19 protein-coding genes and 1 pseudogene are annotated in these 22,089 nt (G+C 73.1%); 12 read left to right on the top strand and 8 right to left on the bottom strand.

Annotated features, from left to right (window positions below; all coding sequences use genetic code 11):
- Positions 1-58 precede the first annotated feature (58 nt).
- Positions 59-1,216, bottom strand: coding sequence for an NAD-dependent epimerase/dehydratase family protein (locus ACH4SI_RS20485; protein ID WP_398297502.1), 1,158 nt, complete (start codon positions 1,214-1,216; stop codon positions 59-61).
- Between the two features lie 224 nt (positions 1,217-1,440).
- Here ACH4SI_RS20485 and ACH4SI_RS20480 point away from each other — a divergent pair, with 224 nt between their 5' ends.
- Positions 1,441-2,364, top strand: a complete 924-nt coding sequence (locus tag ACH4SI_RS20480) for a class I SAM-dependent methyltransferase (protein ID WP_398297500.1) — start codon at positions 1,441-1,443, stop codon at positions 2,362-2,364.
- 283 nt (positions 2,365-2,647) lie between these two features.
- On the opposite strand, the gene ACH4SI_RS20475 is transcribed toward ACH4SI_RS20480, so the two are convergent.
- Positions 2,648-3,427 carry a peptidyl-tRNA hydrolase gene (locus ACH4SI_RS20475; RefSeq protein ID WP_398297986.1) on the bottom strand — a complete coding sequence of 260 codons (780 nt, stop codon included), beginning with the start codon at positions 3,425-3,427 and terminating at the stop codon, positions 2,648-2,650.
- 61 nt (positions 3,428-3,488) lie between these two features.
- Here ACH4SI_RS20475 and ACH4SI_RS20470 point away from each other — a divergent pair.
- Both ACH4SI_RS20470 and ACH4SI_RS20465 read left to right on the top strand, forming a co-directional pair.
- Positions 3,489-4,071, top strand: a pseudogene (locus ACH4SI_RS20470) (ATP-binding cassette domain-containing protein); the annotation flags it as partial.
- An 817-nt stretch (positions 4,072-4,888) separates the two neighbouring features.
- A complete protein-coding gene (locus ACH4SI_RS20465) occupies positions 4,889-5,557 on the top strand; it encodes an ABC transporter (protein ID WP_398297498.1) in 669 nt (222 codons plus the stop codon).
- 19 nt (positions 5,558-5,576) lie between these two features.
- On the opposite strand, the gene ACH4SI_RS20460 is transcribed toward ACH4SI_RS20465, so the two are convergent.
- Both ACH4SI_RS20460 and zapE read right to left on the bottom strand, forming a co-directional pair.
- On the bottom strand, positions 5,577-7,010 hold the full coding sequence (locus ACH4SI_RS20460) for an alkaline phosphatase PhoX (RefSeq protein WP_398297496.1): 1,434 nt from the start codon (positions 7,008-7,010) through the stop codon (positions 5,577-5,579).
- A 112-nt stretch (positions 7,011-7,122) separates the two neighbouring features.
- Positions 7,123-8,229 carry a cell division protein ZapE gene (gene zapE, locus ACH4SI_RS20455; protein WP_398297494.1) on the bottom strand — a complete coding sequence of 369 codons (1,107 nt, stop codon included), beginning with the start codon at positions 8,227-8,229 and terminating at the stop codon, positions 7,123-7,125.
- A 66-nt stretch (positions 8,230-8,295) separates the two neighbouring features.
- Here zapE and ACH4SI_RS20450 point away from each other — a divergent pair, with 66 nt between their 5' ends.
- From ACH4SI_RS20450 to msrB, 4 genes are all read left to right on the top strand, one after another.
- A complete protein-coding gene (locus ACH4SI_RS20450) occupies positions 8,296-9,117 on the top strand; it encodes a pyrimidine reductase family protein (RefSeq protein WP_398297492.1) in 822 nt (273 codons plus the stop codon).
- A gap of 73 nt (positions 9,118-9,190) precedes the next feature.
- Entirely contained in the window at positions 9,191-9,676 is a 486-nt protein-coding gene (locus tag ACH4SI_RS20445) for an indole-3-glycerol phosphate synthase (protein ID WP_398297984.1), read from the top strand.
- Between the two features lie 92 nt (positions 9,677-9,768).
- A complete protein-coding gene (gene murC / locus ACH4SI_RS20440; protein ID WP_398297490.1) occupies positions 9,769-11,235 on the top strand; it encodes a UDP-N-acetylmuramate--L-alanine ligase in 1,467 nt (488 codons plus the stop codon).
- Positions 11,236-11,248: 13 nt separating this feature from the next.
- Positions 11,249-11,656, top strand: a complete 408-nt coding sequence (msrB, locus tag ACH4SI_RS20435; protein ID WP_398297488.1) for a peptide-methionine (R)-S-oxide reductase MsrB — start codon at positions 11,249-11,251, stop codon at positions 11,654-11,656.
- Here msrB and treZ read toward each other — a convergent pair.
- From treZ to lpdA, 3 genes are all read right to left on the bottom strand, one after another.
- A complete protein-coding gene (gene treZ, locus ACH4SI_RS20430) occupies positions 11,616-13,421 on the bottom strand; it encodes a malto-oligosyltrehalose trehalohydrolase (protein WP_398297486.1) in 1,806 nt (601 codons plus the stop codon). The genes msrB and treZ overlap by 41 nt on opposite strands.
- A 96-nt stretch (positions 13,422-13,517) precedes the next feature.
- Positions 13,518-14,426: a GNAT family N-acetyltransferase gene (locus ACH4SI_RS20425; RefSeq protein WP_398297484.1), complete on the bottom strand. Its 909-nt coding sequence runs from the start codon at positions 14,424-14,426 to the stop codon at positions 13,518-13,520.
- Between the two features lie 185 nt (positions 14,427-14,611).
- A complete protein-coding gene (gene lpdA, locus ACH4SI_RS20420; RefSeq protein ID WP_398297482.1) occupies positions 14,612-16,033 on the bottom strand; it encodes a dihydrolipoyl dehydrogenase in 1,422 nt (473 codons plus the stop codon).
- Between the two features lie 87 nt (positions 16,034-16,120).
- Between lpdA and ACH4SI_RS20415 the strand changes: the two genes are divergently transcribed.
- The 5 genes from ACH4SI_RS20415 (at position 16,121) to ACH4SI_RS20395 (ending at position 20,929) form a co-directional block, all read left to right on the top strand.
- A complete protein-coding gene (locus ACH4SI_RS20415) occupies positions 16,121-17,044 on the top strand; it encodes a LysR substrate-binding domain-containing protein (protein ID WP_398297480.1) in 924 nt (307 codons plus the stop codon).
- A 289-nt stretch (positions 17,045-17,333) separates the two neighbouring features.
- The gene (locus ACH4SI_RS20410) at positions 17,334-17,915 is read left to right on the top strand and encodes a DJ-1/PfpI family protein (RefSeq protein ID WP_398297478.1); all 582 of its coding nucleotides are present in this window, start codon (positions 17,334-17,336) and stop codon (positions 17,913-17,915) included.
- 113 nt (positions 17,916-18,028) lie between these two features.
- Positions 18,029-19,063 (top strand): ABC transporter substrate-binding protein, encoded by a 1,035-nt coding sequence (locus ACH4SI_RS20405; protein WP_398297476.1) that lies wholly within the window; start codon positions 18,029-18,031, stop codon positions 19,061-19,063.
- Between the two features lie 56 nt (positions 19,064-19,119).
- On the top strand, positions 19,120-20,085 hold the full coding sequence (locus tag ACH4SI_RS20400) for a FecCD family ABC transporter permease (RefSeq protein WP_398297474.1): 966 nt from the start codon (positions 19,120-19,122) through the stop codon (positions 20,083-20,085).
- Between the two features lie 4 nt (positions 20,086-20,089).
- Complete coding sequence (locus ACH4SI_RS20395; RefSeq protein ID WP_398297472.1) at positions 20,090-20,929, top strand: ABC transporter ATP-binding protein; 840 nt, start codon at positions 20,090-20,092, stop codon at positions 20,927-20,929.
- A 49-nt stretch (positions 20,930-20,978) separates the two neighbouring features.
- On the opposite strand, the gene ACH4SI_RS20390 is transcribed toward ACH4SI_RS20395, so the two are convergent.
- A complete protein-coding gene (locus tag ACH4SI_RS20390; protein ID WP_398297470.1) occupies positions 20,979-22,079 on the bottom strand; it encodes a lytic polysaccharide monooxygenase in 1,101 nt (366 codons plus the stop codon).
- Between the last annotated feature and the right edge of the window lie 10 nt (positions 22,080-22,089).

Raw genomic sequence — 22,089 nt, 5'->3', positions numbered from 1 at the left:
GGGCACGTGGCCGGGTTCCCCGGGGCGCCCCGGCAGCCGTCATGGTGCCCGGGCGTGGCTACGCGCTCGCTGGTCGCCGTGCGGGAGCCGGGGGCGCGCTCGGGTCGGGCGAAGACCCCGGCGGCCCGTCGGCCGTGCGAGGCCGCGGGCTCGGCGCCGGGGCGGCGCCCGCGCGCTGAGGCGCGTGGGCGAACTCGGCCATGCCCTGGGCGAACGGAACCGCGGGACGCCAGCCCAGCTGTTCGCGGAGCCGGCGCGACGAGGCCGTGATGTGCCGTACGTCGCCCAGCCGGTACGCGCGCGTGACCACCGGCGCGGGACCGCCGCAGGCCGCCGCCAGCGCCTCGGCCATCTCGCCCACCGTGTGGGGATCGTCGGTGCCGGTGTTGTACGCGGTGAGGCCGCTCGGCTCCGCCGTGGCCGCGACCGCCTCCAGGGCGGCGGCATTGGCCGAGGCCACGTCCCGTACGTGGATGAAGTCGCGGCGCTGCCCGCCGTCCTCGTAGACCGTGGGCGCCTCGCCGCGGGCGAGGGCCGAGCGGAAGAAGGAGGCGACGCCCGCGTAGGGCGTGTCGCGCGGCATGCCAGGACCGTAGACGTTGTGGTAGCGCAACGAGACCGCGCGGCCGTCCACGGCCCGCGCCCACGCCGCTGCCAGGTGCTCCTGCGCCAGCTTCGTGGTGGCGTAGACGTTGCGCGGGTCGGCCGGTGCGTCCTCGTCGACCGGGCCCGGCCGCAGCGGTGTGCCGCAGTCCGGGCAGCCCGGTTCGAAGCGCCCGGCGGCCAGGTCGGCCTCGGCGCGCGGGCCGGGGCGGACCCGGCCGTGCCGGGGGCAGTCGTAGCGCCCTTCCCCGTACACCACCATCGACCCGGCCAGCACCAGCGAACGCACCCCCCGCTCGGCCATGGCCGCCAGCAGGACCGCCGTGCCCAGGTCGTTGCAGCCCACGTAGTCCGGCGCGTCGGCGAAGTCCTTGCCGAGGCCGACCATCGCCGCCTGATGGCAGACGGCGTCCACCCCGCGCAGCGCCGACTCCACCGCCGCCCGGTCCCGCACATCGGCGTGGATCCACTCGGCGCCGGACAGCCGCGGTGGCACCGGATGGGCGGCGGGCAGCAGGGCATCGAGGACGACCGGCTCATGGCCGCGGTCGACGAGAGCGGTGACGATGTGCGAGCCGATGAAGCCCGCGCCTCCGGTGACCAGTACGCGCATGGCCCCGACGCTAGGCGTTCCCCGGCCGAGGGGCCCGTGTCCGCGCCGCCACGTCATCGGTCCGTAAGACCTCATTCCGGACGCTTACCCCTTGTGTGCGCCCGGTCGCCCGGGGTTCCGGTCACATAAAACACACAACCGTGACGTCCCGGCGTTGCTTGTCGCTGCCAGCGTGGCCCGCGATTCACGTCTCTCCCGACCGCCTCCGAGGAACAGAGAGCTCCATGACGGCCACCACCGCCGAAGCAGCGCAGCGCCCCCGCAGCCTCAATGACGTCAAGGGGTGGTTCCCCAGCCTTGACCAAGTGCTGTTCGACTTTTTCCTGAGGCGCCAGGAGCGCCTCGGGGAGCGCGGCGACCTCATGGAGATGGGCGCCTACATGGGCAAGAGCGCCATCTTCACCGCCGCGTACCTGCGGGCCGATGAGCGCTACACGGTCTGCGACCTCTTCGACGCGGAGGACGCGCCGGACGAGAACAACGCGGCGGAGGCCCGTAAGTCGTACTCCACCCTCACCCGCACCGCCTTCGAGCAGAACTACCTGGCGTTCCACGACGAGCTGCCCCACATCCTCCAGGGCACGACCTCGATCGTGCCCAGCCTGGTGGACGACGACACCTGCCGCTTCGTCCACGTCGACGCCTCGCACCTGTACGAGCACGTGGCGGGCGACATCATCGCCGCGCGTGACGTCCTGCTGCCCGGCGGCATCGTCGTGCTCGACGACTTCCGCTCCGAGCACACCCCCGGCGTGGCCGCCGCCGCGTGGGAGGCCGTCTTCAACCGTGGCCTGCGTCCGATCTGCCTGACCACCCAGAAGATGTACGGCATGTGGGGCGACCCCGGCCCGATCCAGGAGGAGATGCTCGCGGACGAGGAGTGGCGCCGCGGGATGCACACCAGCCGCCAGGAGATCGCGGGCGCGCGGGTGCTGCGGTTCTCCGGCAAGCCGAAGAACCCGGCGGCGCCGCGGTCCCGCTACGCCGACGATGCGCCCGCCGCCGCCCCCGCCCCGAAGGCGGGCCGGACGCCCGCCGCCCCGGCCTCCGCCTCCGCCCCGCGCCGCCCCAGCCAGGTCCGTCGCCTGGCCGCCGATGTGCTCCCGCCGGTGGTGACCCGAGCCCTCCGCAAGCGCCGCCGCGCCTGAGCCTGACCCGCCGCGAGGCCCGGCCGCCCGCCGCGCGGCCAGTCTCCGGCCCCCTGGGATGGCGCCGCTGGTGACGCGGACGATCCGCCCGTGCGCCCGGGGTGCGTCGGCCTGCGGGCGGTTGCGCTGGACTGGGTTGCGGTCGGTCGAGCGCGCGGCGTTGTGGCCGCCGTCGGGGCTCACGGTGCCGAGCGCCCGGCAGGCGATGGCCGATCGAGCGGTGGAGCGGGCCCGTTCACTTCTACGGGCGGCCCGCGCCGCGGCGTCTCCGGCGGCCTCGGTCCTACGCGCGCCGCAGGGCCGGGTGGTCTGCCACCACCGTGCAGGACCCCGGTGCGATCTCGGTGAAGCCCGCGTCCCGTACGACCGGCAGGCCGCTCGCGGTGAGCGCGCTCCACCGGTCGGGCGGCGCCACCCGCACCGCCAGCGGGAAACCGGCCTCGCGCCACGCCGCCCGCTGCGCGTCGTCCAGCTCCCACCACGCCAGCTGCGCACCGTGCCCGGCCTGGGCCATCGCCTTGCCCGCCGACATCTCGACCTCCGGGTTCAGCCACAGCACCGGTCCGGACGGGTCCGGGGCGGGCGGGGGCGTGGGGTCGTCCAGATCGGTGCCGGAGACCTGGAGCTTGGCCAGCTCCTTGGGCCAGCCGTCCAGCGGCACCGGCGGGAACACCCTCACCTCGGCCGCCGGAACGTCTTCGGCCGCTTCCGACCGGCCCGTGAGCGTGATGCCCGGCAGCGTCTGGGACCGCCGCCACTCCGCGCCCCGCGCCCGCCGTACGACCTTGCGGATCCGGGCGTCCTGCCAGTCCCGCACGGCCTCGGCCCACTCGCCGTCCTCCGCCGTCGACCGCTCGTCCGACAGCAGCACCAGCACCGCCCGCGCCGCCGTCTCCAGGGCGTCCGTACGGGCCGGGGGCGCGGCCTTCTCGATGCGCACCACCAGGGGCAGCACGAACTGCGGCGCCGCGTCCCGATCCGTCTCCGCATGCCGGAACGGGCTGCTGCGGGGGGCGGTGGGCGGGGTGGCGGGGATGGCGTCCGAAGTGGTCACGCGCTCCAGTCTGCCAGCACCCGCCGACAGCGGCGGCGGGCCGCCGCCCGAGTGCCTATGCTCAACCAGCATGAGACTGCGAGGAGTCGGGCGCCGCTACGGCCTGGCCGGCCCCTGGGTGCTGCGCGGCGTCGATCTCGACGTACCGCCGGGCTCACTGACCCGGGTCGAGGGGACGAACGGCAGTGGGAAATCCACCCTGCTGCGGCTGCTCGCCGGGATCGACGCCCCCACCTCGGGCCGGATCACAGGACGCCCGCGCACCGCGTACGTCCCCGAGCGGTTCCCGGCCGAGCTGCCCTTCTCCGTCCTCGGATACCTCACCCACCTGGGCCGGATCCACGGCCTGGGCCGGGCCGAGGCGGCGCGCGGGGCGGGGGAGTGGCTGGAGCGGTTCGGGGCGGACGAGTACGCGGCCACGCCGCTCGCCGAGCTGTCCAAGGGCACCAGCCAGAAGGTCGCCGTCGCCCAGGCGCTGCTGGCCGCGCCCGCCCTGCTCGTCCTCGACGAGGCGTGGACCGGGCTGGACCGGACCGCGCGCGGCGTCCTGGACGAGGCGGTCGCCGAGCGGGTCGCCGACGGCGCCGCGGTCGTCTTCGTCGACCACGACCCGCGCCGGCTGGCCGGGTCGCCGGACGCGGTGTTCCGGGTCACGGACGCCTGCCTGGAGCCGGTGCCGGTGCCGGTGCCGGGCCCGGCGTCCGGGGCCCTGCCCGGCGAGCCCCCGGCCGCCGCCGGACCGCGGATCCGCGTGGAGGCCGAGCGCCCGCCGGGAGCGGCCCTCCCCGCGAACCTCCCCGGCACCCCGGTCCACGAGCCGGTCCCGCAGCCCACGCCGAGTCCCGGCGCCGAGGCCAGGCGGGCCGCGCAACCCGGGCAGGGTGGGTATGCCGCACCGGGCCCTGAGGGCGAGGCCGGGCAGTCCGGGCCGGGCCGCGGTGCCGGGGGCGGGCAGGGCGGCTCGGCCGGGCCGGGTTTCGGCCTTGAAGCCGGGCCAGGCCGCGGCGCCGGGGACGGGCGGGCCGCGCGACCCGGGCAGGGTGGGTATGCCGCGCCGGGGGCGCAGGCCGCGCCGGGCCCTGAGGTCGAGGCCGGGCAGTCCGGGCCGGGTTCCGGCCCCGAGGTCGGGTCGGGTCGCGGTGCCGGGGGCGGGCAGGGTGGCTCGGCCGGGCCGGGTTCCGGCTCCGAGGTCGGGTCGGGTCGCGGTGCCGGGGGCGGGCAGGGTGGCTCGGCCGGGCCGGGTTCCGGCTCCGAGGTCGGGTCGGGTCGCGGTGCCGAGACCGCGCGTGCCACACGGCACGTGCAGGCTGCGCGCGCCGCGCACGCCGGGCAGCCCGCGCCGGACGGCGGCCTCGTGCGGCTGACAGTCGCCGCCGCGCACTCCGACGATCTGCTGCGCGCCCTGCTCACCGCCCGGCCGCCCTGGCACATCCGCGCGGTGGTCGAAGTCCCCGACGATCCGGAGGCGTCATGATCGCCCTGTTGCGCTATCAGGCCGCGCTGCTGGTCCGTTCGCACCGGTGGCTGCCGCCGCTGCTCCTCTACGTCGTCTTCATGGGCATCGGGGTGCAGGCCGGGCAGCCGATCCTCGACTCTTTCGGGTTCGCCGCCGCCGGGGTGCTGCCGGTCGCCGCCTGGCTGGTGCGGGTGTGCGTCACCAACGAGCCCGCCGCGGCGCGCGCCTGCGCGGCCGCCGCGCAGAGTCCCGGGCGGGTGCATCTGGCCGGTGTGCTGACGGCGCTGGGCGCGGCGGTCGTCATCGGGGGCGCCGGGGCGCTGTACGTCGCACTGGTCGGCGATCCGCGCAGTGCGGACGGCCGGGTCGGGGTTCCCGTGGGCCCGGCGACCGCCGCCGGGCTGCTGGCCGCGCTCGCCTGCGCGCTGCTGGGCACGGCCGTCGGCGCGCTGTGCAACCGGCCGCTGCTGCGCCGCCCCGGCTGGGCCGTCCTCTCGACGGCGCTCGCCGCGCTGCTGGTGTCCGTGATCGGCGCCTCGCCGGCGAACGCCGCCGTATCGGGGCTGGTCAACGGCTCGCGCAGCGGCACCGTGACGATGCCGCTGCTGCCCCTCGCCGTGACCGCCGCGATCGCCGCCGGGGCGACGGCGATCGCCTGTGCGCTCAGCTCGCGTCGGCAGTGACGACGTAGGTACGAGACCGTCAGTGCTGCCAGGGCCCGGTGATCGCGAAGGTGGTGCCCGGGGTGTAGCAGTTCACGTACATCGTGCGGCGGTCCGGGGCGAAGGTGACGCCCGCGAACTCACCCCACTCGGGCTTGTCCTCGGTGCCGCCCGCCGCGGTAGCGGCTGATGTCAGAGCTTGGCGGTTGCGCGCCATCGGGTAGACCTCGCCGCGCCGGGTCAGCCCGAAGACGTGCTGCGCGCCCTCGCCGTCCTCGCACACCATCAGCCCGCCGCTGGGCGCGAGCGTGATGTTGTCCGGTGAGTCACCGGGCAGTTGCAGGTCCGTGTCCGGCCCGAAGACGATCACCAGGGTGAGCCGGTGCCGCTGCGGGTCGTAGCGCCAGATCTGCCCGAAGTGGTCGGCGGCCGAGCCATCCGCGCTCTTGGCGAAGCTGGAGACGAAGTAGACCGACGTCCCGCCCCAGTAGCAGCCCTCCAGCTTCTGGGCGTGGGTGATGCCGCCCGGCCCGAAGTCCTGGAACCGGATGGGCGTTTCCGTCGCGAGCGGATCGGGGACGGTCACCCACTCGACGCCGCTGAAGGACGTCCCCGGCTCCTGCACGGTGGACAGATCGGGAACCCCCGGCACCCGCAGCGCCTGGAGCTTTCCGCCCGCGCGCAGCGACCCGGTCCCACCGAGGGGTTTACGGGGGAGGAAGCGGTAGAAGAGCCCGAAGGGCTTCTCGAAGGCGTCCTCGGTCTCGTAGACGACCCCGCTGCGTGGGTCGACGGCGATCGCCTCGTGCTGGAAGCGGCCCATGGCGGTGAGCGGGACGGCGCCGGTGCGGCGCGGATCGTACGGGTCGACCTCGAAGATGAACCCGTGGTCCTTGGTGTAGCCGTTGGTGCCGGCCCTGTCCTCGGTCTCCTCGCAGGTCAGCCACGTGTGCCAGGGCGTGGGGCCGCCCGCGCAGTTGACGGCCGTACCGGCGATGGCGACCCGCTCCGACAGCACCCGGTTGGCGGAGTCGAGCGCGAGGGCGGTGCAGCCGCCCATGCCCATCGGGTCGTAGGTGAGGCCCTTGACGGCGGGGACGCGGATCGCGGCGTCCTTGCGGTTCTCGTGGTTGCGGACCAGGTGTGTACGGGCCTCCCGGCCGCTGGAGCGGTCGCTCGCGCGGCCCGGGAAGGCGGCCATGCCGTCGCAGTGGCTGGGGACCTTGCCCTCACCGGAGCGCAGCGCGTCGCCCTCGCGGGACAGCACGCGGTAGCGGAAGCCCTTGGGGAGGTCGAGCAGGCCGTCCGGGTCGGGCACGAGCGGGCCGTAGCCGCCGTGCCCCGACGGGGGCGCCCCGTCCGGTGTGTCGGCCGTGGCCGTACCGGCGAAGAGTTCCTGGATGCTGCCGGTGAAGGCGATGGAGGCGCCCAGCGCACCGGTACGGCCCAGGATCTGACGTCGTGTCGCTGACATGCGGAAACTCCCTGCTGGCGGACAGGAAAGATGACCGCACGTGTGTATCACGCGCCCCGGCCACGCAGGAACCATCTGATCAAACGGCGCGCGGGTGCCTCGCGGCCACGGCCTACGCCTCGGCCAGTTCCCTCGCATCGCGGGCGAGCGCGGTGAGGCGGGATATCGCCCGGAAGTACTTCTTGCGGTAGCCGCCGTTCAGCATCTCCTCGCTGAACAGCTGGTCGAACGGCACCCCGGAGGCCAGCACCGGCACCTCGCGGTCGTAGAGCCGGTCCGCCAGGACCACCAGCCGCAGCGCGGTCGACTGGTCGGGCACGGGGCCGACCCCGGTCACGCAGACGGCCTGTATGCCGTCGCACATCGCGCCGTAACGGCTCGGGTGCACCTGGGACAGGTGGTCCAGCAGGGCGGGGAAGGCGTCCAGGGAGGCGCCGGGCGTGCGCTCGGCGGCGCGGGTGACCACCTCGTCGGAGTGCGGGGCGGGGGCCTCGGGCAGCCCGCGGTGACGGTAGTCCTCGCCGTCGATGCGCACCGGCTGGAAGTGGGCGGACAGCCCCTGGATCTCGCGCAGGAAGTCGGCGGCGGCGAACCGGCCCTCGCCGAGCTTGCCGGGCAGGGTGTTGGACGTCGCGGCGAGCGCGACGCCCGCCTCGACCAGCTTGCCCAGCAGGGTCGAGACGAGGACGGTGTCACCCGGGTCGTCCAGCTCGAACTCGTCGATGCACAGCAGCCGGTGATCGCTCAGGGTCTTCACGGTCTGCTGGAAGCCCAGCGCGCCGACCAGGTTCGTCAGCTCCACGAAGGTGCCGAACGCCTTCTTCTCGGGCGCGGCCGGGGTCGCGTGCCACAGGGAGGCCAGCAGGTGGGTCTTGCCGACGCCGTAGCCGCCGTCGAGGTACACCCCGCGCGGGCCGCTGGGGGCTGCGGGCTTGGCCGCCCGGCGGAACCAGTGCCTGCGGCCGCCCTTGCCCGCTCCCGCTCCGCCGCCGCCCAGCCGCTCGGCGAAGCCGCGCAGCACGGTGACGGCCTCGGCCTGGCTGGGCTGGTTGCGGTCCGGGATGTAGTTGTCGAAGCTCACCGTGGCGAACCGGGGCGGCGGCACCATCTCGGCCACCAGGCGCTCGGCGGGCACCTGCGGCGCGCGGGCCGTGAGGGCGACGGGGGCTTCGGCGGCTGTCGAGCCTGCCGAGCCGGATGTGGTGATTGGTGCAGACACGGGTGTCCAGGGTAGTCGCTTTTTCCGAGTGGACCGTCCCGGAGGGAGCCATGTCACACTGCGGCCATGCGACGCCTGTTCCCCTTGGCCACCGAACCCTCCGCACCGTCCGCCGCCGCGGAATCCGCGGTCTCCGCCTCCCAGGACCGCGAGTGGGGGCTCGACGAACTGGCCGACGCGTACGCCTATCCGGACCGGCCGCGGAGCGCCACGGGGGCGTATCTGCGGGCCAACATGGTGTCCTCGCTGGACGGCGCGGCACACCACGACGGCCGGTCGAAGCCGCTGTCGTCCGAGACCGACATGCGGATCTTCGGGATGCTGCGCGGGCTCGCCGACGCGGTGGTGGTCGGCGCCGAGACCGTGCGCCAGGAGGGCTACCGGCCCGCCCGCGCCCGGGAGGCGTTCGCCGAGCGGCGGGCCGCGCTCGGCCAGGCCCCGGCACCCGCGATCGCCGTGGTCACCGCGAGCCTGGAGCTGGACTTCTCAGCTCCGCTGTTCACCGAGCCGCTGGTGCCGACCGTGGTGATCACCGGCGCCCAGGCCGCGGAGGAGCGGGTCGAGGCGGCCAGGGCGGCCGGGGCCCGGGTGGTGCGCGCGGGGGTCGGTCCCTCGGGGCGGGTCGACGTGGCGGCGATCCCTGCGGCGCTCGCCGAGCTGGGCCACACCCGGCTGCTGACGGAGGGCGGCCCCCGGCTGCTGGCGCAGTTCGTGACCGCCGGGGTGCTGGACGAGCTGTGCCTGGCGGTGGCCCCGCTGATGGTCGCGGGCGATGCGGCCCGGATCGCGAACGGCCCCCTGGTCATGGAACCGGAACGGTTCGCCCTCGCTTCCGTATTGGAGGACGCCGGTTTCCTTTTCACCCGCTACCGTCGGATTTACCCATAGTTTTGCGCTAAACGGACCGCAGTTTTTGCCGCGAAGAACGAGAAGGGCGCACGTCGTGTTCACGAGCATTTTGATGATCGAAAAGCCGCTGACCCCTGCCGACGTGGAGTTCGTCACCACCCTGCACGGCGATGACCCGGTCTCCTTCGTCGTGCTGATGCAGCCCCGCGGCAGCAAGGACCGGCTGCTGCGCGCCATCGACGACATCGCCCTCGGCGAGCTGGAGCAGGCCGCCCAGGAACGGGAGGAGCCCGAGGGCAGCGAGGCGCTGGAGCCCGCCGAGCGCGCCCTGAGCCACTCGGTGGCCGCCCTGCGCGCGGCGGGCGGCGAGGCCCGCGGCCACGTCGTCCAGCGGCGCCCCCTGGACGTCCTGCGCGGGGTGGTGGAGGAGACCGGTGCCGACGAGGTGATCGTCCTCACCGCGCCGCACTTCGTGGAGGAGTTCTTCCACCGCGACTGGGCCTCCCGGGCCCGCCACAAGGTCGGCGTCCCGGTGCTGAAGCTCTTCTCGCACACGGATGACGAGGTCGACGAGGGGCGGACGCCCACGGGCGGCTGAGCGCCGTGGGGGAGGAGCCTGGGGGAGCCCGGCGGGGTGCGAGAATCGGGCCGACAGAATCGAGATGACCGCTACCCAGGGGAGACCCGTACATGGCACCGGCCGGCATTGCCCCCGACGCGCTGGACCGTCCGCATTTCATCGGCATCGGCGGCGCCGGTATGTCGGGCGTCGCGAAGGTCCTCGTCCAGCGCGGCGCACGGGTCGCGGGCAGTGACTCCAAGGACTCCCCGATCGTGGCGGCGCTGCGCGAGCTGGGCGCGACCGTGCACATCGGCCACGCCGCCGGGAACGTCGCGCCCGACGCCACCAGCGTCGTCATCTCCAGCGCCATCCGCGCCGACAACCTCGAACTGGTCACGGCGCGCGAGCGCGGCATCCCCGTCGTGCACCGCTCCGACGCGCTGGCAGCCCTGATGAACGGGCACCGCCCGATCGCGGTCGCCGGTACGCACGGCAAGACGACCACGACGTCGATGCTCGCCGTCTCGCTGCGCACCCTCGGCCTCGACCCGTCGTACGTGATCGGCGGCGACCTGGACGCGCCGGGCTCCAGCGCCGAGCACGGCGGCGGCGAGATCTTCGTCGCGGAGGCCGACGAAAGCGACCGCAGCTTCCACAAGTACGCCCCCGAGGTCGCGATCATCCTCAACGTGGAGCTGGACCACCACGCCAACTACGCCTCCATGGACGAGATCTACGACTCGTTCCGGACGTTCGTGGAGCGGATCCGGCCCGGCGGCACTCTGGTGATCTCCGCCGACCACCCCGGGGCCCGCGAGCTGACCGCCAAGGTCGCCGGCCGCGAGGGCTTGCGGGTGCTCACCTACGGCGAGGCCGCCGACGCGGACGTACGGGTCCTGGACGTCGTCCCGCACGGGCTGACCAGCGAGGTCACCGTCCGGCTCGCGAAGGGCCTCGGCGGTGACGACGACAGTGAGATCGCCTTCACCGTCTCCGTGCCCGGCCGCCACTACGCGCACAACGCCGTCGCCGCGCTCGCCGCGGGCGCCGCCCTGGACGTCCCCGCCCGCGACCTCGCCCCCGCGATCGCCTCGTACACCGGGGTCAAGCGGCGCCTCCAGCTCAAGGGCACCGCGGCCGACGTGCAGGTCATCGACTCGTACGCGCACCACCCCACCGAGATCGCCGCCGACCTGGAGGCGATCCGCGGCGGCGCCGGGGAGGGCCGGGTCCTGGTGGTCTTCCAGCCGCATCTGTTCAGCCGTACGCAGGAGCTGGGCGCCGAGATGGGCGAGGCCCTGGCGCTGGCCGACGCCTCCGTCGTCCTCGACATCTACCCGGCCCGCGAGGACCCGGTCCCCGGCATCACCAGCGACCTGGTGATCGATGCCGCCGCCCGCCACGGCGCGGACGTGGCCGCCGAGCACGACCGGTCCGCGATCCCCGGTCTGATCGCCGGAATGGCCAAGCCCGGTGACCTTGTTCTCACCATGGGCGCGGGCGATGTCACCGACCTCGGTCCGGAGATCCTCGCCCGTCTGCAGACGCGGCGAGCCCGGAGCGCCCTGAGGAACCCGGCGAGCCGGGAGAGCTGAGGAGGGTCCGTCCATGGCGTACGAGATCGACAAGCCGGATGAGCAGTGGCGCGCGGAGCTGACCCCGCAGGAGTACCACGTCCTGCGCAAGGCGGGCACCGAGCGCCCCTTCACCGGTGAATACACCGACACCGAGACGACCGGCGTCTACGCGTGCCGGGCGTGCGGCGCGGAGCTGTTCCGCTCCGAGACGAAGTTCGAGAGCCACTGCGGCTGGCCGTCCTTCTACGACCCGGCGGACTCGTCCGCGGTCGAGCTGATCGACGACCGCTCGCTCGGCATGGTCCGCACCGAGGTGCGGTGCGCCCGCTGCGGTTCGCACCTCGGCCATGTCTTCGCGGGCGAGGGCTATCCGACCCCGACCGACCAGCGGTACTGCATCAACTCCATCTCGCTGCGGCTCGCCTCCCAGGAGGGCTGACTCTCAGCACGGCTGCCGTCTCCGGCGGCAGCCGCACCGTGCCGTCCGGGCCCGGCCGCTCGACCGGCCGCCACGCGGCGACCACCTCGCTGGCCACCTCGTTGACGCCGGTGGGGTGCGGCGCCGGCCGGGCGTCCACCGGCCGGTCGTGCGGGTTGACGAGGACCAGCAGCGGGCCGCGCTGGAAGCCGAAACAGCCGTCCGGGTCGGTCGACAGCGGGGTGCAGGACCAGGCGGGGTCGGTCAGGGCGGGCTCGGCGCGGCGCAGCGCGATCAGCCGCCGGTGCCAGTCCAGCAGCGCCCGGTGCGGCTCCCGGTCCGGCTCCGTCCAGTCCAGGCAGGACCGCAGCCGGGTCGCCGGGTCCTGGGGGTCCGGGATGTCCGCCTCCGCCCAGCCGTGGGCGGCGAACTCGCGCCGCCGCCCACGCCGTACCGCCTCGGCCAGCTCCGGGTCCTGGTGGTCGGTGAAGTACTGCCAGGGCGTACCGGCGCCCCACTCCTCGCCCATGAAGAGCATCGGCGTGAACGGCGCGCACAGCACGACGGCCGCCGCGCACGCCAGCAGCCCGGGGGAGAGCCGCCCGGACAGCCGGTCGCCGGTCGCCCGGTTGCCGATCTGGTCGTGCGTCTGGGCGTAGCCGAGGAGCCGGTGCGCCGGGGTGGTGAGCGGGTTCAGCGGGCTGCCGTGGCGGCGGCCGCGGAAGGACGAGTACGTGCCGTCGTGGAAGAAGCCGCCGCTCAGCGTCTTGGCCAGGGCGGCGGGCCCTTCGGCGCCGAAGTCTGCGTAATAGCCCTGCCGTTCGTCGGTGAGGTAGGTGTGCAGGGCGTGATGGAAGTCGTCGTTCCACTGGGCGTGCAGACCGTGTCCGCCCGCCTCGCGCGGGGTGGTGGTGCGCGGGTCGTTCAGGTCCGACTCGCCGATCAGGAACAGCGGCCGGCCGACCCGGGCCGCCAGCGCGTCCACCGCGGCGGACAGCTCGGCCAGGAAGTGCCGGGCCCGGGTGTCGTGCAGCGCGTGCACGGCGTCCAGCCGCAGCCCGTCCAGCCGGTAGTCGCGCAGCCAGGCGAGCGCGCTGCCGATCAAGTACGCGCGGACCTCGTCGGAGCCGGGCGCGTCCAGGTTGACCGCCGTGCCCCACGGGGTGTGGTGGGTGTCGGTGAAGTACGGCCCGAACTCCGGCAGGTGGTTGCCGGATGGCCCCAGGTGGTTGTGCACCACGTCCAGGACGACGCCGAGGCCGTGCCGGTGCGCCGCGGCCACGAACCGGGCCAGCCCCTCGGGGCCGCCGTACGGCTCGTGCACGGCCCACGGCGCGACCCCGTCGTATCCCCAGCCGTGCGTCCCGGGGAACGGGCACACCGGCATCAGCTCCACATGCGTGACGCCCAGATCGGCCAGATGCGGAAGCCGCATCGCGGCCGCGTCGAAGGTGCCCTCCTGGGTGAACGTCCCGATGTGCAGCTCGTACAGCACCGCGCCCGGCAGCGGCCGCCCGAACCACTCCCGTTCCCACGGGAACCGGGAGTGGTCGGTGTGGTCCACCACCGCGCTCAGCCCCTCCGGGCCGTCCGGCTGGCGGCGGGAGCGCGGATCGGGCAGCGGCGGGCCGCCGTCGAGCGCGAAGCCGTAAGCCGTCCCGTGCCCCGCCTCGGCCTCGGCCCGCCACCACCCGTTCCGGGCGGGATCGCGCTCCATGGGACGCGTATCGCCCGCCAGATGAAGCCCGACCCGCTCGGCGTGCGGCGCCCACACCTCGAACAGCACTGGAGTCTCCTCACATCGTCCTGCGGATGGGTCCGGGACCATGCTGTGGGACGGAGTGCCGGGCGCGCAGCAGGACGACACCGGCCAGAGGAGGTGTCAGACGAGGTCGATCCGCTCCTGGGTGACGGGGTAGCCCGCCCTGGCGAAGTGCGCGGCCATCGGCGTGTTGCCCTGGTCGGTCGCGGCGGCGATCTTTGTCGCGCCCCGTCCCACCAGGTCGTGGGTGCACTCCACGAGCAGGTCGTACGCGTAGCCGTGGCCGCGCTGCCCGGCGACGACCCCGATGAAGCCGATGCACGGCCCGGCCGGATTGTGCGCGGGCACCTGGATGCCGACGACCTCCCCGTCCGGCGTCCAGGCCAGCCGCCACCAGTCGCGGGGTGACGGAAACCAGTGGAACAGCCGCAGGTTCTCGGCGACCGCGGCCTCGACGCCGCTCTCGGCGATGGTCCGCCGGTCGTGGGCGTCCAGCGTGCCCTGATGGACGCGGCGCAGTACGTCGGCGATCACCGCGTCGTCGGGCTCCGGCCGGAACTCCAGCCGCCCCGGCCGCTCCGGCAGCCCGAGGGCGGGCGTCCAGTCGTAGCGGTAGCGCTCGACCAGGGGGTTAAGCCCGCCCGCCACGGCCGCGTCGACCCGGGCCCGCACCGCCGCGCTCTCCTCCGGCCGGTCGCGCCAGCCGGGCGGCGCCAGCAAGCTGTAGTCGGCGCGCAGGGGCGCGGTGCGCAGCAGCTCCGCGGCGGCGCCGACCTCGCCCTCGGCGAAGTCGAACCAGTCCAGCGCCACCGGAACGGTGTCGTCCGGCCCGCCCCACCACGCGGCGCGGGCCACGACCCGCTCCCCGCGCAGCGCCACCCACGTCCACTCGGGGCGGTATTCGCCGCCCTGCCCGACGGTGGCGTACGTGTGCCCGAAGCGGCCCCGGCCGACGAGCGCGGGGTCGGGCAGTGTGTCAAACAGATGCGCGTCGCTCTCGGTGAGCGCGCGGATGACCAGATCGGTCATGGTGATCCTTCCGGGTACGCGATGCGCTCCCGGTCGGATGCCTGATCAGACGGGGGCACGCCCTGAAGGGAGAGGGCGGGAGCGCGGAATGACGAACGTGTTCACGGCTCAGCGCCTCCTTCCTCGTCTACGGGCGTGATGCGCACCTTAAGGCCGCCGACGCGCCCCCGTCCACGCCATTTCCGTCACCGCTGGTGCAACCCCCGCCCGGCCAGCGTCAGATACGCCTCGCCGACCGCCTCCGAGAGGGTGGGATGGGGATGGATGTGCTGGGCGACGTCGGCCGGTTCGGCGTCCCAGCCGACGACGAGCTGGCTCTCGGCGATCATCTCCGAGACGTGCGGGCCCACCAGATGCACGCCGAGTACGCGACCGTCCGGCCCTTCGGCGACCACCTTCACCATCCCGCCCTGCCCGTGCACCATGCCCTTGGCGACGGCGGTCAGCGGCATGGTGTTGGCGACGGCGTCCCCTGAACGGGCCCGTGCCGCGGCCTCCGACAGCCCCACCGAGGCGGTCTGCGGGCTCGAATACGTCACGCGCGGCACCGCGTCGTAGTCCACCGGCCGGGGCGAGCCGCCGGCGAGTGTCTCGGCCACCAACAACCCCTCCGCGAACGACGCGTGCGCCAGCCCGAGCGACGGCGGGGGCAGCACGTCCCCCACGGCGTGGATGCCCGGCACCGCCGTCTCCAGCCGCGACCAGTCGGCGGGTGCCAGGAACCCGCGCCCGTCCGTGGCGAGTCCGGCGGCGGCCAGGTCCAGCCCGTCCGTCACCGGCACGCGGCCGACGGCGACCAGCAGCCGCTCGACGTCGAGGTCGCGCATCTCGCCCCGCGCCGTACGGACGGTGGCGCGCACCCCGTCCTCGTGACGCTCGGCCCCCTCCAGCCGGGCCCCGGTCAGCACCTCCACCCCGCGCTTCTTCAGGCCGCGGGTCAGATGACGGCTGACATCGGCGTCCTCCAGCGGCAGCAGCCGGTCCGCCGCCTCGACCAGCACCACCCGCGCGCCCATCGACCGGTGCAGCGAGGCGTACTCCACCCCGATGGCGCCCCCACCCAGCACCAGGACGGACGCCGGGAGGCCGGGCGCGAACAGCGCGTCGTCGCTGGTGACGACCCGCCGCCCGTCCGGCGCCGGCCCCGGGAGGGCGCGGGGACGGGACCCGGTGGCCACGACGACGCCCCGACGCGCGGTCCACTCCCCGTACGGCGCGATCCGCACCGTACGGGGGCCGGTGAACGCGGCGTCGCCGCGGACCACCCGGACGCCCGCGTGGGCGAGATGGCCTTCCACCCCGCGGTGGTTGCGGGCCACGATGTCGTCGCGGGTCGCGGTCAGCGCGGGCCAGTCCACCGCGTCCAGTGTGGCCTTCACGCCCCAGCGCTCGCGCGCCTCCGCGATCCCGTCCACCAGCTCCGCCGCGTGCAGCATCGCCTTGCTGGGGATGCAGCCGCGGTGCAGACAGGTCCCGCCGATCAGATCGCGCTCGGCGAGGACGACGCGGAGGCCCAGGGCGGCGGCGCGCAGTGCCGTGCTGTAGCCGCCGGTGCCGCCCCCGATGACGATGACGTCCGTCTCCTGCTCAGCCTCATGCTCATGCATGCCGTCAGACTCCGCCTTGATGGCCTCATGAGTCCAAGGCATTGTTTCCATGGACTCCATGAACAAATCTCATATCAGGACGGGTACATGACGCTACGTCAGATGGAATACCTGGTGACGGTCGTCGAGGAGGCGTCCTTCACCCGCGCCGCCGACCTGCTGGGCGTCACCCAGTCCGCGCTCTCCCACCAGATCAAGGCCCTGGAACGGGAGGCCGGCGGCCCGCTGCTGGAGCGGCTGCCGCGCGGCGTACGACTCACCCCCATGGGGCGCGCCTTCCTCCCGCACGCCGAGCTGGCGGTGCGCAGCGCCGGCCGCGCTTGGCGCGCCGCGCACGCCGCCGCCGGGGCGGAGGGCGGTGAACTGCACCTCGCGACGCTCCACGCCCTCGCCGTCGGCGTCCTCCCCGCCCTCTTCGCCCGCTGGCGCCGCGAACGCCCTGGCATGCGCCTGGTCGTGCACGAGTACGCCGCCGGCGAGGACTTGCACGACGCCATGGAGCACGGCGTCGCGGACCTCGCGATCGGCCACCGGCCGAAGGGATGGCCGGGGCCCGTGGTGTCCCTGGGCGAGGAGGAGGTGGTGGCCGTCGTGTCCCCGGACGACCCGCTGGCGAGGCGGACCGGCGTACGCCTCGCGGACCTGGCCGACCGCGACTGGGTGCGCTGCGCGCTGGAACCGGTGGTCGACGGCCGCCGCTTCCTGGACCTGGCCTGCGAACGGGCCGGGTTCACGCCGCGCACCGCCGTGGACACCGAACACAGCTCGACGGCCGTCGCCATGGCCGCCGCCGGGGTCGGGGTCCTCATCGCGCCCGCGCACGTGGCGGCCCGGCAGGACTGCGTGGCCCTGCCCCTGGACCCACCGTGGCGCCGCGAGGTGACGGCGTTCTCCCGAGTCCGCCTCTCGGGCGCGGCCGCCGCGTTCGTCACCCTGCTCGGCGGGACCGGTTGTCAGGGGGTGGCCCTGGAGTCATCTGACCATCCCGCTTCCACGAGTTCCGATGAATGACGAGGGACCATGTTCGAAGAACGGCTCGCAGAGTTCTCCCGCGAGCGTCCGGACGGCCGTCCGATCCGGGATGACCTGCGCACGATGCTGGTGGCGCAGGGGGAGAACCGCAGCAGGCCATCAACGCCGGGGCCGCCGAGATGGCCGCGTACGTCAAGCTCGTCGCCGAGCGCGGCAAGCGCGGCCTCGCCTGGAGGGGGCACAGCAAAGCGGTGTTTGACGGGAACCAGGTGACCGGCGCGACCGACTTCTAGGGCAGTCAGCGCTACTTGCCAAGGAGACGAAGCCGATGCCTCTACGTGTTCAGATCCTCATGTACGACGGGGTGGAGGAGCAGGACGCCATCGGGCCGCGTGACGTCCTCGGGCACGCCGCGCAGGCGGGCGGTCAGGTGGAGACGACACTGGTGCGGCCGTCGGCTCCTGGCGAGGTGACATGTTTCTTCGGCACCAAGGTCATGGTCCCGGCCGCATGGGAGCCCACCGACACCGACCTTCTGATCGTGCCGGGCGGCGGCGACCAGCTGATCCACGATCCGGATGTCCTACGGAACCTCGTACGGGCGCAGGAGGCCGGAGTCACCGTCGCCGGTGTCTGCACAGGGGTCATGATGCTGTCCGCGGCAGGCTTGACCAAGGGCCGTCCGTGCACGACACACAGCCTCGCCAAGACCGAACTGGCCGCCCAGGGAGGCAAGGTGATCGACGCACGCGTCGTCGACGACGGCAACCTGGTGACCGCGGGCGGTGTCACCAGCGGAATCGATCTGGCGCTCTGGATGCTCACCCGCGAGTGCGGAGCATCCGTCGCCCTCAGCGTCGAGTCCATCATGGAGTACGAGCAGCGCGGCGTCGTCTGGCGAAGCTCCTGATCGCCGTTCGCACGGAATAGGCGGGAATTCGCTGGAACTCGGGACCACCTCGGCCCGACTACCTGAAAGGCAACTTTCAGCCCAGTGAATTCCTTTCGCACGCAGGAGTCCGAATGCCGAAGAAACGGCCAGTCACCACCGCTCTGGCCGCAGCCCTCTGCCTGCTCACAGCGGCATGCGGCGGTTCCTCCGACGACGAAAATACGAGCACGAAAACGACCGCGGACTCGAAGACCGGCTACCCGGTGACCCTGGAAAATTGCGGCCGGAGCGAGACCTTCACGAAGGACCCCAGCCGCGTCGTCGTCATGAACGGCGCCTCGGTCGCCGAGGTCTCCACCCTCCTCGCCCTCGGCCTTCGGGACAGGATCGTCGCCAACCAGCAGACCTACGGCATGTCCGAGGTCGCAGGCCGGGCTGCCGCCATCAAGGCCCTGCCCACCGGCGACATCAAGGTCAACGAGGCTTACGACGTCCCCCGTGAGGCCATGCTCGGACTGCGCCCCGACCTCGTCCTGTCCATCACCACGTACGGCTTCGAACAGAAGAACGGCTTCGCCACCCGCGAGCAGCTGAAGCAGGTAGGAGCCAACAGCTACGTCTCCCCGCAGGGCTGCGACGACGACCCCTCCAAGATGACCGTCGCCGACAGCTACGCGCTGCTGCGTGACATGGGAAAGATCTTCAACGTCCGTGACAAGGCCGAGAAGCTGATCGCCGAGTCCGAGAAGAACATCGCGGCGGTCTCCGAAAAGGTCAGGGGAAAGAAGAAGCCGAAAGTCATGGTGCTCTTCTCCAACATGGCCATGGGCGGCAACGACTTCAGCTCGGTCTTCAGCAAGGGAATTGTCAACGACATTCTCGCCAAGGCCGGCGGCTCCAACGCCTTCGAGCGCGCCGCCGAGAACACCTTCGCCGACCTGAGCAAGGAGAAGGTGGCCGCCACCGACGTCGACGCCCTCGTCGTCATCGGCTACAACGACCCGCATCCGGCTGCCTACGCCAAGAAGCTGCTCAAGGAGTTCCCCCAGTGGTCAGCCGCCAAGAACAACACGTACGTGACGCTGTCCGACTCGATGTACCTGGGCCCCAGCAACGACCTGGCCGTGGAGAAGATCGCCAAGATGCTGCACCCCGAAGCGTTCTGACCCGGCTCAGGACTCCGCTGGCGTTCACGCTCCTGCCCGTCGCGCTGATCCTCACCATGATCGTGGCGATCAGCGTCGGCGCGGTCAACATCCCGCTGGGCGACGTGTGGGCGATCGTCCTGCACCACGTCACCGGCGCGGGGGCGGCGCCCTCCGACCCGGCGCTGGACCAGATCGTCTGGAACTTCCGTACCCCACGGGTCGTCCTGGCCGCCCTTGTCGGCGCGGGCCTGGCCGTGTCCGGCGCCGTGCTGCAGACGGTCGTGTCCAACCCGCTGGCCGACCCCATCGTGCTGGGTTTCTCCTACGGTGCCACGCTCGGCGCGGTGCTCGTCATCACCCTGGGCGGCGGCGCGGCGCTGGCCGGGCTCGGGGTGTCGGCGGCCGCCTTCCTCGGCGCGGTCGCCGCCGGCGCGCTGGTCTTCGCCCTGGGACAACGGCGGGGGCGCCTCGCCCCGACCCGGCTGGTACTGGCCGGCGTCGCCGTCGGCTACGTCTTCCTCGCGGCCACGAGCTACGTGCAACTCCAGGCTTCACCGACCGAGTTGCGGACGGTCATGTTCTGGATGCTGGGCAGCGTCGCCGGCGCCCAGTGGGGCCAGCTCCCCACCGTCACCGTGGTGGTGCTCGTCGCCACCACGCTCCTCACCCTCTTCGGCCGACGGCTCAACGTCCTGCTGGCCGGCGACGAGTCCGCCACCGCGCTCGGCGTCGACGTCAACCGGCTGCGCGCCGTACTCCTGGTGCTCACCGCACTGCTGACGGGAACCGTCATCGCCGTCGCCGGCAGCGTCGGCTTCGTCGGCCTGATGATCCCGCATCTGGTACGCCTGACCACCGGCGCCGACCACCGCCGGCTGCTCCCCCTGACCGCCCTGCTGGGAGCCGTCTACCTGCTCCTCGTCGACCTGCTCTCCCGCATCCTCAACCGCCCCGACGAAATCCCCCTGGGCATCCTCACCGCTCTGCTCGGAGCTCCCTTCTTCCTGTGGCTGCTGCGCCGCAACAAGGGGCTGGACTGAAAGCATGAAACTCACCGTCGACCGGCTCCACGTCACGCTCGACCGCAACCCGATCCTCCGCGATGTCAGCCTTCAGGCCCGCAAGGGCGACATCGTCGGTCTCGTCGGTCCCAACGGCAGCGGCAAGTCCACGCTGCTCCGCACCGTCTACCGCTCACTGCGACCGGCGGACGGTGTGGTCAGGGTCGGCGAGGACGACGTATGGGCCCTGTCCTCCCGCACCGCGGCCCGGCGCACCGCCGCCGTCCTCCAGGACGGCGGCGGCAACACCACCGGACTGACCGTCACCGAGATCGTCGCCCTCGGCCGCGCCCCGCACCACGGTCTGCTGGGACGCGACGGAGCCGAGGACCACCGGGCCGTGGCCGACGCCGTCGCCCGCTGTGGACTGCGACCGTTCGCGGACCGGGACTACGCCTCCCTGTCCGGCGGAGAACGCCAACGCGTTCTGCTCGCCCGCGCGTTGGCTCAGGCCCCCCGGCTCCTCGTGCTGGACGAACTCACCAACCACCTCGATATCCGGGCCCGCTTCGAGCTGCTGGACCTCATCCGCACCACCGGCATCACCACGCTGGCGGTCCTGCACGACCTCGACCTCGCCGCCCGGCTCTGCGACCACCTGGTCGTCCTGCACGAGGGCACCGTCGTGGCGGCAGGACCGGTCCTGGACGTACTGAACCCGCGGATACTCGGCGACGTCTTCGGCGTCCGCGCACGCACGGAACGGCACACCGACGGCGTCATCCGCATCACGTACGCCGCCCGCGCCCTCGCTGGGGATCCGGGAAGCCGGGAAGCCGGTCTGCCGTCCGGAGGGGACGGGGGCGGCAGACCGGCTTGGTGAGGTGCGCCTGACAGGTTGAGAGCGGATCAGGGGCACTCTCGGGGCGGGGTCAGTGCACCATGCAGATCGGGGCGGCCGCGGTGTCCGGGGAGCCGCCGCTGGCGGCGTAGCCGAACGTGGTCGAGGACCCGGCGGCCAGGGAGCCGTTCCAGTCGGCGTTGGTGACCGAGGCCGCCGTACCGCCGCCGGCCAGCTTGCCGTTCCAGACGCTGTCGACCCGCTGCCCGGCGGGCAGGGTCCAGTCGACCATCCACGAGGAGATGGGCGTGGCGCCGGTGTTGGTCACCGTCACCTCGGCCTGGTAGCCGCCGTTCCAGGTGCTGGTGGTCTTCTGGGTCGCGGTGCACTGGGAGGTCGGCGGGTCGGTGGGGTCACTGCCGCCGCCCGAGCCGGCGCCCGGGACGGTCACCTCGCCGTTGCCGCCGTCGAAGACGACGTCGGAGCAGCTGTAGAAGGTCTCCTGGCTGTCCGAGCGGGTCCAGACGGTGTAGATGATGTGGCGCCCGCTCTTGCCCGACGGCAGGGTGGCGTTCCACGTGTACTTGCCGTCGACCGTGCCCACCGGGCCGGACTGCGGCGGGTTGGTCACGGTGTTGAACGGCTGGTCCTCCAGGTCGGCCCAGGTGAGCGGCTTCGTCGGGTCGATCGGGTTCTTGGTGACGTAGCTGCGGAACGAACCCGGGTGCGCGGCCCAGGCGTTGTACGAGAACTGTATCGACTTGCCGGAGGTCAGATGGGTCACCGGCCAGTCGTTGCTGCCCAAGTCGAAGCCGGAGAAGTCGTAGACGGTGGCGGCGCCGCTGCACAGCTTGCCGTCGGGGATGAAGCCCTTGGTCCGGCCCGCGCCGTCCGAGCGGAGCACCGCGAACCAGTTGTAGAACGGTGTCGCGCCGCTCTTGTTGAACGCCGCCTTGCAGGCCGGGTTGGTCGGCTTGACCTCACCGGAGCCGGACAGGCTGTACTTCCAGCACAGATAGGTGCGGCTGCCCGGCACCATGGGCGCGCCGTGGGCGGAGGCGCTGCCTCCGGAGAAGAAGACGAGGCCGAGGGCGGGCAGTACGGAGAGCAGCACCAGCAGGGCGGATCTGCGGGCACGGGAGCTGCCCGGCGGGTGTGGGGGGCGTGCGGGGGCCAGTAATCGTCGAGCCATTGCGCTGGTC

This window comes from Streptomyces sp. NPDC021212 (assembly GCF_044332925.1).
Classification (GTDB): domain Bacteria; phylum Actinomycetota; class Actinomycetes; order Streptomycetales; family Streptomycetaceae; genus Streptomyces.
The sequence above is the reverse complement of the archived record's forward strand: the minus strand, read 5'-3'. Positions and strand labels throughout refer to the sequence as shown.